The sequence below is a fragment of the Halomonas eurihalina genome (assembly GCF_008274785.1).
Lineage (GTDB): Bacteria > Pseudomonadota > Gammaproteobacteria > Pseudomonadales > Halomonadaceae > Halomonas > Halomonas eurihalina.
In genome coordinates this window covers 22,436-33,178 of record NZ_VTPU01000016.1, presented here as the reverse complement: position 1 = coordinate 33,178, position 10,743 = coordinate 22,436, and the positions used below count along the sequence as shown (strand labels likewise).

General features: G+C 65.8%; 10 protein-coding genes. All 10 read left to right on the top strand.

Annotated features, from left to right (window positions below):
• Positions 1 to 23 precede the first annotated feature (23 nt).
• The 10 genes from FZZ93_RS14630 to FZZ93_RS14585 all read left to right on the top strand — a co-directional run bounded on the left by FZZ93_RS14630 (position 24) and on the right by FZZ93_RS14585 (position 10,661).
• Complete coding sequence (locus tag FZZ93_RS14630) at positions 24 to 578, top strand: heme acquisition protein HasA (protein WP_149323052.1); 555 nt, start codon at positions 24 to 26, stop codon at positions 576 to 578.
• A gap of 240 nt (positions 579 to 818) precedes the next feature.
• Positions 819 to 2,588, top strand: a complete 1,770-nt coding sequence (locus tag FZZ93_RS14625; protein ID WP_149323051.1) for a type I secretion system permease/ATPase — start codon at positions 819 to 821, stop codon at positions 2,586 to 2,588.
• Positions 2,585 to 3,934, top strand: a complete 1,350-nt coding sequence (locus FZZ93_RS14620) for an HlyD family type I secretion periplasmic adaptor subunit (RefSeq protein WP_149323050.1) — start codon at positions 2,585 to 2,587, stop codon at positions 3,932 to 3,934. Before FZZ93_RS14625 ends, FZZ93_RS14620 begins: the two co-directional genes overlap by 4 nt.
• On the top strand, positions 3,931 to 5,277 hold the full coding sequence (locus FZZ93_RS14615) for a TolC family outer membrane protein (RefSeq protein ID WP_149323049.1): 1,347 nt from the start codon (positions 3,931 to 3,933) through the stop codon (positions 5,275 to 5,277). The genes FZZ93_RS14620 and FZZ93_RS14615 overlap by 4 nt, the downstream gene beginning before the upstream one ends.
• A gap of 103 nt (positions 5,278 to 5,380) precedes the next feature.
• Positions 5,381 to 5,788 carry a YbaN family protein gene (locus tag FZZ93_RS14610; RefSeq protein WP_246146230.1) on the top strand — a complete coding sequence of 136 codons (408 nt, stop codon included), beginning with the start codon at positions 5,381 to 5,383 and terminating at the stop codon, positions 5,786 to 5,788.
• 190 nt (positions 5,789 to 5,978) lie between these two features.
• Positions 5,979 to 6,461, top strand: a complete 483-nt coding sequence (locus FZZ93_RS14605) for a GNAT family N-acetyltransferase (protein WP_149323048.1) — start codon at positions 5,979 to 5,981, stop codon at positions 6,459 to 6,461.
• Between the two features lie 3 nt (positions 6,462 to 6,464).
• Positions 6,465 to 7,367, top strand: a complete 903-nt coding sequence (locus FZZ93_RS14600; RefSeq protein ID WP_149323047.1) for a LysR family transcriptional regulator — start codon at positions 6,465 to 6,467, stop codon at positions 7,365 to 7,367.
• A gap of 105 nt (positions 7,368 to 7,472) precedes the next feature.
• Positions 7,473 to 8,870 (top strand): amidase, encoded by a 1,398-nt coding sequence (locus FZZ93_RS14595; protein ID WP_149323046.1) that lies wholly within the window; start codon positions 7,473 to 7,475, stop codon positions 8,868 to 8,870.
• 47 nt (positions 8,871 to 8,917) lie between these two features.
• Positions 8,918 to 9,151 (top strand): hypothetical protein, encoded by a 234-nt coding sequence (locus FZZ93_RS14590; protein ID WP_149323045.1) that lies wholly within the window; start codon positions 8,918 to 8,920, stop codon positions 9,149 to 9,151.
• On the top strand, positions 9,144 to 10,661 hold the full coding sequence (locus FZZ93_RS14585) for a sodium:solute symporter family protein (RefSeq protein WP_149323044.1): 1,518 nt from the start codon (positions 9,144 to 9,146) through the stop codon (positions 10,659 to 10,661). Before FZZ93_RS14590 ends, FZZ93_RS14585 begins: the two co-directional genes overlap by 8 nt.
• Positions 10,662 to 10,743 lie beyond the last annotated feature (82 nt).

Genomic DNA, 10,743 nt, shown 5'->3' with positions numbered 1-10,743 from the left:
AAACCAAGTCAGGAGTTGGAATCATGAGCATTTCTTACACCTACGATGAAAGCAATTTCCCGGGTACCTTCGTCTCCGGCAGCCTGGAATCGCTGCTGCTGGCGTTCGAGGACGAAGGCGTGGACGGCGAGCATCCGGCCAATACCGGCGGGTTCTACACCAATGGTGTCGATACGACCGGGACGCTTCAAGGCGATACTTATGCCATGGCCAACAACGATGGCGATTTTGCCTTCTCGGCCACTGGCGACCTCTCTTATAACTTCGGTGCTCACTCGCTGACCGGCACGTTGGAGGGGCTGACTCTAGGCGGTGGCCTGAACAATGATGGCACCGTCGCTGACGACTTCATCACCTTTACCTTCGATGATCCGATCGTGTCCGAGAACAGCGGTCGTGACAATACGGTTCACGATGTCATCTGGGGGCTGATGAACGGTTCGGTGGAGGGGGCCGAGGATAGTGCCGGTACCACCAACGACGGTGGCCTGCTGGCGGTGCTGGAGGATGCCGGCATCGACAGCGACGTGATCGGCGTTTCTGCCGCCAGCGACGCCGACCTGGCTCTGGCCGCCTGAGCAGCGCCATTCAATAAAAAAGGCAAAGGGGAGAGTCGGAAGCATCTCCCACCTTGCCGCAAGTGTGTACTTCAAGTGTGTACTTCGCGGTGCCCTACCGGGCACCGCGTTCGGCATTGTCATCGCCACGCACGCGATGTCAAGCCAATTACCGTGACCCGAGGATAACTGGCTCAGATCGATGCGAATCGCCCTGGCGGTTTGCTGTGTCTTTATACTGTTTTTCGGGAGCACGCCACGATGCATCCTTCGCACCAACCGCCGGGTGACGATATCCGCCAGGCGCTGCGCAGCTACCGTGCCGGCTTCCTCGGCATCGGCGTGTACAGCGGCGTGATCAACCTGCTGATGCTGGTGCCGCCGCTTTACATGCTGCAGGTCTACGACCGCGTGCTGGCGTCCGGCAATACCACCACGCTGTGGCTGTTGACGGCGATGGCGCTGGGGTTGCTGGCGCTGATGGGGGCGTTGGAGTACCTGCGTAGTCTGGCGGTGATCCAGATCGGCGAGCGACTCGACGAGCATCTCGGCGACCGGGTCTATGCTGCCGCCTTCGAGCGTGGCCTGCGCCAAGGGCAGGCGGCAGCCGGGCAGGCTACCCGCGACCTGGACTCGTTACGCCAGTTCATCACCGGCAATGCGGTGTTTGCCTTCTTCGATGCCCCCTGGTTTCCGTGCTACCTGTTGGTGATGTTCCTGTTCCACCCCTGGATTGGTGCTCTGGCATTGGTAGGCGCGCTGGTGCTGATCACGCTGGCATGGCTCAACGAACGACTATCGCAGCCACTGTTGCGGCAAGCGGGCGGACTGTCGCTTTCCGCTGCTGCCACCGCCGAGGGGCATCTACGCCATGCCGAGGCGATCGAGTCGATGGGCATGCTGACGGCATTGGCTCGGCGCTGGCGCCACCCCCACGATGGCTACGTCGCGCTACAGGGGCTGGCCAGCGAACGCACCGCGCTGGTTACCGCGATCTCCAAGAGCCTGCGTATCGCATTGCAATCCCTGGTGTTGGGGTTGGGGGCGTGGCTGGCGGTTGCCGGCGACATCAGCGCGGGAATGATGATCGCCGGGTCGATCCTGATGGGGCGGGTGTTGAGTCCGATCGATCAGGTGATCAATGCCTGGCGCCAGTGGAGTTCGACGCGTCTGGCACAACAACGACTCTCAACGCTGCTCGAGGCTCATCCACCGCGTCAGCCCGGTATGGCGCTGCCGCCGCCGTGCGGCGAACTGGCGCTGGAAGGCGTGAGCGCGGCACCGCCGGGCGGCAAGGTGCCGACCCTGGTGCAGATCGATTTTCGCTTGGCGGCGGGCGCGTGCCTGGGCGTGATCGGGCCTTCCGGTTCCGGCAAGTCGACCCTGGCACGATTGTTGGTGGGCGCCTGGACGCCCCGGGTCGGCAAGTTGCGCCTGGATGGTGCCGAACTTGGCCAATGGGACAAGACCCGCCTGGGGCCGAGCATCGGCTATCTACCGCAGGAGGTCGAATTGTTCGCCGGCAGCGTGGCGGACAATATCGCCCGTTTTGCCGAACCCGATGCGAACAAGGTGATCGAGGCGGCACGGGCGGCCGGGGTACACGAACTGATTCTCTCGCTGCCCCAGGGCTACGATACGCCACTGGAAGATGGTGGCCGGGGGCTTTCCGGTGGCCAGCGCCAGCGCATCGCCCTGGCCCGAGCGCTATACGGGCCGCCGGCGCTGGTGGTGCTGGACGAACCCAACGCCAATCTCGACGACGCCGGCGACAAGGCGCTGCAGGCGGCGCTGGCATGGCTGCGCGAACGAGGCGTGACCACGGTGTTGATTACCCATCGCCCACAGGTACTCAAGACCACGACTCATCTGCTGGCGCTCAAGGAAGGGCGCCAGCAGCGCTTCGGCACCACCGAGGAAGTGATGCGCTCGGCCTCTACCCCCTCAACGCCGACAGGGGCCGGGAGCGAGACGCTGATGACGCATAGCCCCTACCGGGTCGCCAGTATGGCGACGGGAGCCCAATCATGAGCCGGGGGGAGCAGGCAGCCGTGTCGCGTCCCGTCGAGGCCCCCGACTGGCAGGCGCTGGCCATGCAACGCCGACGGCGGCGGCCGCGTCACCTTGCTGCCTGGATGCTGCTCGGCGGATTCGCCCTGTTCGTCGCCTGGGCGGCGTGGGCGCCGCTGGACAATGGCATCGCGGTGCCGGCCACGGTGGTGGTGTCGGGCGACCGCCAGGCGGTGGAGCATCCTGTCGGTGGTCTGGTAGAGCGGTTGCGGGTGAACGAAGGGGACCGGGTCGAGCGCGGGCAGGTGCTGGTCGACTTGGATAGTACCCGGCTGCGTAGCGAGGTCGAAATGCTGCGCACCCAGCATGCCGCGGCCCTGGCCGAGATCGCCCGGTTGGAGGCCGAACGCGATGGGCATGACCAGGTCATCTTCCCCGAGGCCTTGACGGCGAATCCCGATGCCGCCGTTGCGACACAATTGGCCCAGCAACGCCAACTGTTCGCCAGCCGTCGCGCGGCATTGAAGGCCGAACTCGACGGTATCGCCGCCAGCCTGCGGGGAGAACGTGCCCAGGCTGCCGGGCTGGAGGCCTCGCTGGCCCAGCAGCGGGTACGCTTGGCCGCGCTCGGCGAACAGCGCGATAACCTGCGGCAGCTGGCTGACGAGGGTTACGTGCCTCGCAATCGGGTGCTGGAGATCGACGCTGACTATGCCCAGCTGCAGGCACAGGTTGCCGCTGATGGCGGCAATCTGACTCAGACGCGCCAGCGTATCGCGGAACTCGGACTGCGCCATACCCAGCGCCAAGACGAGTACCGGCGAGAGGTTGGCGAGGCGCTGAGCCAAGCCACCCTGCGTGCGGACGAACTGGACGGAAAACTGGCGACAAGCACCTTCGATCTGGAGCACTCGCGCATCCGCGCGCCGGCCACGGGCTCGGTAGTTGGCTTGACGATGCACACTGAGGGCGGCGTGGCCCAGCCCGGCGAGCTTTTGATGGAGATCGTGCCCGATGGCGAGCCACTGATCGTCGAAGGGCAACTGCCGGTGGAGCGGGTCGATCGGGTTCATCCTGGCCTGCCGGTGGAGTTGATGTTCACCGCCTTCGACCGCTCGCGCACGCCGCGACTGCCCGGCGAAGTGACCCAGGTTTCCGCCGATCGCCTGGTCGACGAGCAAACGGACATGCCCTATTACCGGCTGAGGTTCGCCGTTTCCGCCGAGACTCTTTCCGCCCACGGGGTGCCCGCGCTCAAGGCGGGCATGCCGGTCGAAGCGTTCGTGCGCACCGGCGAACGCAGCCTGCTCAACTACCTGTTCAAGCCATTGTGGGACCGTGTGCGTACGGCCTGGGGGGATGCATGAGCCGGCTGTCGCGTGTCTTGTCCAGAGGATTGTTGTTGGTTCTGTGCTGCCATGCTTCGTTGCCGGCACTGGCGCTGGACTTCCGTCTGGCCTACGACCGGGCATTGCGCCATGACCCGACCTGGCTGGCGGCGCAGAGCGAGAGTGCGGCCGGTCGACATGAGCGCGCACTGGGCCGTGCGGCGTTGCTGCCGAATCTGAACTACCGGTATTCGAGAGCGCACAATGACTCGAAAGTCCGCCGGAGCACGGCATTGGGCGACTCCTCGCGGGAACTGGACTACACCAGCTATTCGTCGAGTTTCACCCTCTCCCAGCCACTGTTCGATGCGGCGGCTTACGCCCAGTACCGTGAGGGCCAGGCGCTGGCCGAGGCGGCCGGCCTGAGCCGGGAACGGGCCCGCCAGGCGCTGGCGGTTCGTGTGCTGCAGGCCTATACGGACGCTCTGTATGCCCAGGATGAGGTGGCGCTGGCCGAAGCTCATCTCCGCGCATTGCGTGAAGAGACGCGGCGCAGCCAACGCTTCGTGGCGAGCGGGGAAGGAACCCTGACCGATCAATTGGAGATCGAGGCGCAGTCACAAGTCATCCAGGCACGCCTGATCGAGGCGCAGGATCGACGCCAGGTGACTCGCAACGAACTGCGTACGCTAGTGGGTCGGCTCCCCGAGGGGGGAGAGCTGGCGCCGTTGCGATCGACGTCACCGGTGATGGATGAGGAAGTCCCCGAGCTGGGTCGCTGGCGGGAGTGGGCGCTCGCGCGCAACTCGGAACTCGCCGCCGAGCGGTATCGGCTGGAGGCGGCTCGGCGACGCCTCGATCAGCAGCGCGCTGGACACCTGCCCACCGTGCAGTTGTTCGCCCGCAGTCAGATCAGCGACTCGAGCACCGAAACTCAGGTGGGCCAGCGCTACGACACCGATAGCGTCGGTATCGAGATCGAGGTGCCGTTGTATACCGGAGGCCGCGTATTGGCGGCCAGTCGCCAAGCCGAGGATACGCTTGATCAGGCTCGCCACGAACTGGATGCGACCACGGCAGCGTTGCTCAACGATGTGGAACGTCAGTACCGCCTTTTGCAGAGCAGCCAACGGCGCATCCGGGCTTTCCGGGATGCCGTGGCGGCCGCGGATGCCCGGTTGAAGGCCACCCGGCGCAGCATCCTGGGAGGGGAGCGCACCAATCTCGATGCGCTCAATGCCGAGCAGCAGCGATTCGAGGCACAGCGGGATCTGGCTCGGGCCCGTTACGACTACCTGCTTGCCTGGCTGTCCTTGCGCTGGCATGCGGGGGTGCTCGATGATGGCGATATTGATCGGGTGGCGGCGGGTTTCAGAAGCTGAACCGTTACCTGGCGGCGTGGGCGTCATTGGGGGATGGATGTCGACTTGCCGTGTGAGGATTTGTACTCGTTCGATCGTTATTGGGGATGAGACGAAACATGGCATGGGTATCATGCCAGTCGAGAGAGGGGAGATGGAGTTGGCACGGATCTGGTGGGTCGTATTGGCGTCACTGAGCTTTGGAATCGGCTTGCTGGGATTGTTCCTGCCGCTGCTGCCCACCACCGAGTTCATGTTGGCAGCGGTGTATTGTGCCTCTCGAGGATCGCCTCGTCTCGAGGCTTGGATCCGCTCACGGCGCTACGTCGGGCCGCTGTTGGAAAGCTGGGAGACGGAGCGAGCTATCCCCCGGCGTGCCAAGTTCGTTGCCGTGGGGATGCTCTTCGCCAGTATGGTGATGATTCTGCTGCACTTGGGAGAAGGCTGGCTGCGCTGGGGCATCGTGGTGTTATTGGGCTCGGTGGCCGCGTGGTTGGTGTCGAGGCCGGCGCCTTCGGTACCCACGAAGTGAGGGCGTCGTGGCATCGGCAGGCAAGTGACTGAACCATGGGAGCGGGGCAAACTGCTGACCAGTGGCTGAGAGGCGGCTCCAACCCTGGCGAGCGGCGTCGAGAATGGGGATACTGTGGCGTTTCGCCGTGCCGCCCCTGTACCAGGGGAACACCGGCATCGCCACGCATCGCTGACAGGATTTTTTCGCCATGGGTTCAGGCCTGCCTCTCGTCCGCATCCACGCTAACTCGTCTCATGTTGCCACCCTGGCTGACTGGATCCATGCCGAATGGGGGCATCTGCATTCCGGCCGCGATTTCGCCGCTGCCGTCGGGCACTTTCGCGGCGACTGCGGCCTGGCCGGGGTGCCTTCGGTATTTGCCGCCATGGACGGTGAGCGGCCGGTGGGCACGGCCAGCCTGGTCGTCGACGACATGAGCGACCGTCGCGAACTGACACCCTGGCTGGCCTCGGTCTATGTGCTGCCCGAATGGCGCGGTCGCGGCATCGCCTCACGGCTGGTGCGCCGGGTCGAGGAAGAGGCTAGAGCGCACGGCGTCGAGCGCTTCTACCTCTACACGCCGGACCAGCAGGCACTCTACCGCCGGCTGGGCTGGCAGGACGTCGAGCAGCGCGAATACCGCGGCGAGGTAGTGACCATCATGCAGCGCGACCTCCCGGCTCCGGTCTGAGCCATGCACTGGCGAGCCCTGCGCTACTTCGACACCGTGGCCCGCAGCCACTCGCTGCGCGAGGCGGCGGCCCGACTGCATATCGCCCCGACGGCCATCAGCCGCCAGATCGACCTGCTGGAGCACCAGCTCGGGGCGCCGTTGATCGAACGCGGTCCTGGTGGCATTCGCCTGACCGCCGCGGGGGAATTGCTGGCGGTCCAGGCGCGCCGCACCTTGCGCGATCTCGAGCGGGTGCAGGAGCACATCAGCGACCTCAAGGGCCTGCGTACCGGCAAGGTCAGCCTGAGAGTGGCCGAAGGCGTGGTCTCCGGGCTGCTCGTGCCGGTGCTCGGGGAACTCAGCCAACGTCACCCGCAGTTGCAGTTCGATATTCAGATCGCCAGTGCCGGCCAAGTCGTCGAGGCGCTGCGCAGTGGCGATGCCGATATCGGCCTGACCTTCTTCATGCCGCGCCACGACGACATCCTGCCGTTCGCCAGCAGTCGCCTGGAACACCATGCGGTGATGGCACCCGGCCATCCGCTGGCGGGGAGGGCCGAGTTGCGGCTGGCCGAACTGGCCGACCATCCCCTGGCGCTGCCCGATGAGCGCTATGGCGTGCGGCAGGCACTCGACGAGGCGGCACGACGCCAGGGTGTGACGCTCAAGCCCATCTTTCACACGGCCTCTCTGGAAACCCAGAAGGCACTGGCCATGTCGGGCGCCGGGCTGTTGATCCTGCCGCCCATGGCGGTGGCCCGGGAGTGTCGGGACGGCCAGCTGGTCAGCGTGCCCCTGGCCTGGGGCGAGCTCGAACATACCCGGCTGGACCTTTATCTCCACCGGTATCGGCAGCGCAGTTTTGCCACCGAAGCCTGCCTCGGATTGCTGGCCGCATCGCTTCAAACATTGAGTGAGCCTTGAAGGAGTGCACACAAAAAGTGGACACCCTGGCACCATGATTGTGATGGCGATAGACACCAGGCGACGCCAAGCTGAGGGCACCAATAACAAGACGTGGAATCGCCCATGACTGCTCTCCATCTGATGACTGCCACTCAACTGCTGGATGCCTATCGCCAAAAGAGGCTGTCGCCGCTGGATGTCGCCGAGACGCTGGTCCGGCACATCGACCGCTGGGAGCCTCATATCAATGCGCTCTACGGGTACCACCCGGCAACCTTCCTGGAAGCGGCGCGCGCCTCGAGCGATCGTTGGGTGCGCGGAGAGCCTCGTGGTCCGCTGGATGGCGTGCCGGTCACTCTCAAGGAACTGATTGCGACGCGTGGCACGTCGATACCCAATGGCACAGGCCTGGGCCAGCAGGCACCGGCCGCTGAGGATGCGCCGCCGGCGGCGCGACTGGCCGAGGACGACGCGCTGTTGCTGGCCAAGACGACTTGCCCGGATTTCGGCATGCTCTCTTCGGGCCGCTCCTCCTTCCACGGGACCACGCGCAACCCCTGGCGGCTCGACTGCAATACGGGGGGATCGAGTTCCGGGGCAGGGGCCGCGGCGGCGGCCGGCTATGGCCCCTTGCACGTGGGCACCGACATCGGCGGCTCGGTACGCCTGCCGGCGGCCTGGTGCGGAGTCGTGGGGTTCAAGCCGACGCAGGGACGCATTCCCATCGATCCCTACTATGTGGGGCGTTGTGCCGGCCCGATGACCCGCAGCGTCGACGACGTCGCCCTGATGATGACGGCCCTGGCGCGCACCGACCGCCGCGACGCCACGCGCTTGCCGCCGGAGTCGATCGACTGGACGGACCTCGCGTGCGACGTCTCGGGGCTGCGCATCGGTGTGATGCTGGACGCCGGTTGCGGTCTGCCGCTGGACGACGAGATCGCCCGTGCCGTGGAAGAGGCCGCCGCGCATCTCGAGGCGGCAGGCGCCACCCTGGTGCCGCTGGCGCCGGTGCTGACCCGAGCGATGCTCGATGGCCTGGATCGCTTCTGGCGCACCCGCCAATGGAGTGCCCTGGAAGCGCTGACGCCCGAACAGCGCGAGCGCGTGTTGCCGGCGATCCTCGCCTGGGCCGACGACGGCGGGCGGATCAGTGGTGTCGAGGCGGTGCGCGGCTTCGAGCAGACCCTGGCCATGCGCCGTGCCACCGAAGCGGTGTTCGACGATGTCGACGCCGTGATATCGCCCACCACGCCCAACGTTGCCTTTCCCGCCGACTGGGTCTCGCCGACCAATGATCCGCAGCAACCCTTCGAGCACATCGCCTACACCGTGCCATGGAACATGGGCGAGCAACCGGCGCTATCACTCAACGGCGGGTTCTCCCGTGACGGCATGCCGCTCAGCGTGCAATTGATCGGTCCGCGCTTTGCCGATCATCGCGTGCTCAAACTGGCCAAGGCCCTGGAGACGCGGCTGGCGCTCGAACCGCGTTGGCCGTCACCGCCCGTCGCGCAGTAAGCTTCTCGGTCAACTGTCTCGTCTCGTCATCGTGGGAGATCCGCATCATGTCTCGTCTTGTCGTCCTGCCCACCAGTCGCGCCGGCTGGGTGCTGCTGATCGTCTTCGTCGCCGTGGTGGCGGCCGGCATCTGGCCGGTCATCGGCTGGGTGAACCGCGCCGTGCTGGTGCTGGGCCTGCCGCTGCTGGTGGTGTGGAGCTATCTGGTGATCTTCGCCTGTTTCGCCGTCATGCTGATCGCCAATCGTGTCCTCGAGCGCAAGGAGGACCACCATGACTAGCCCCTGGCCGCTGCTCATCACCCTGGCCTATGTCGCCATCGCCATGTTCATCGGCCTGCGCGCCCGGGGCGGGCGGCGTATGAACAGCCTTGAGGAATGGGGCGTGGCCGGGCGCAGCATGGGCCCGGTAACGCTTTACCTGCTGATCGCCGCCGGCAGCGTCAGCGCCTACACCTTCATGGGCGCGCCGGGCTGGGCCTATTCCAAGGGCGTGCCGGTATTCTACGTGGCCGTCTATCTCGCCTATCTGGCGCTGGTGGCCTGGTACGTCGGCCCCAAGGTGTGGCAGTTCGGCGAGCGTTTCGGCCATGTGACCCAGGCCAGTGCCATTGCCGACCGCTACCAGAGCCCGCTGCTGGGCGCCCTGGCATCGCTGGTGATGTCGATCGGTTCGATCGCCTACGCAGTGCTGCAGACTATCGGCTCCGCCTACATCCTCAACGTGATGAGCGGCGGGGCGATTCCGATATGGCTTGGCGTGCCGCTGGTGCTGGCCTGCATCGCCGTCTACCTGTTCGTCAGTGGCCAGCGCGCCATCGGCCGGACCAACGCCTTCCAGGGCGTGCTGATGCTGGTGGTGGCCTGGGCCGTGGGGCTCTGGGCGTTGCACAGCGCTACCGGTGGGCTCGATGTCGGCGCGCTGTTCACGCGACTCCAGGCCGAGCATGGCGAGTTCCTGACCCTGCCCGGCGCTGGCGGCGACATGAGCTTCAGCTTCTGGACGACCTCCGTCATCGTCTCGATGTTCTCCTTCATGCCGCCGGTGTGGACCCAATGGATGAGTGCCTCCTCGGCGCGCACCATCCGGCGCAGCGCCACCTGGCTGCCGACCTACTACGTGGTGATCCTGCCGATGGTAGTGGTGGGCTTCATCGGCATCTTCGCGCTGCCCGACCTGGCCCGCGCCGACACCGTGGTGCTGGAGTACGCCATGCAGCACCTGCCGGTCGTGCTGGTCGGGCTGCTCGGTGCCGGCACCCTGGCCGCCTCGATGTCCTCCAGCGAGCCGTTCATCCACTCGGTGGCGCTCTCCTGGAGCCGGGACGTGCTGCAGCCGCTGTTTGGCCTCTCCGATGCCTTCACCGGGAAGCTGGCGCGCTGGATGATCCTGCCGCTGATGGCCCTGGTGATCGCCCCGCTGGCCATCGCCGAGCCGGGCAGCCTGGTGATGATCCTGCTGGTCGGGCTGGGCTTCGCCACCCAGGTGATGCCGGCCTTCATCGGCATGTTCCTGTGGCCGCGTGCCTCCAGGCTGGGCGTGCTGGCGGGCATCATCGCCGGCTTCGTGGTGACCGTGGTCTTCACCACTCTGTGGAAGCACCCGCTGGGCATCCACGCCGGTTTCTGGGGGTTGATGCTCAACCTGCCGGTGTTCGTCATCGTCTCGTTGGTGACCGCGCCTACCCAGGCCGATGTCGTCGAGCGCTTCTTCCGCATCTCCGCCCCACACGGCCTCACCCGACTCGGTGACGGAAACGTTCACCGCCCCAGCGACTGCCTGCAGCAGTGAATTATCAACCCTCCGGGCGGGAGTGGTGGCATGGTAATCAGGGTTACAAGTGAAAGAGTTTTTGATGTTGTCTGACAGTATG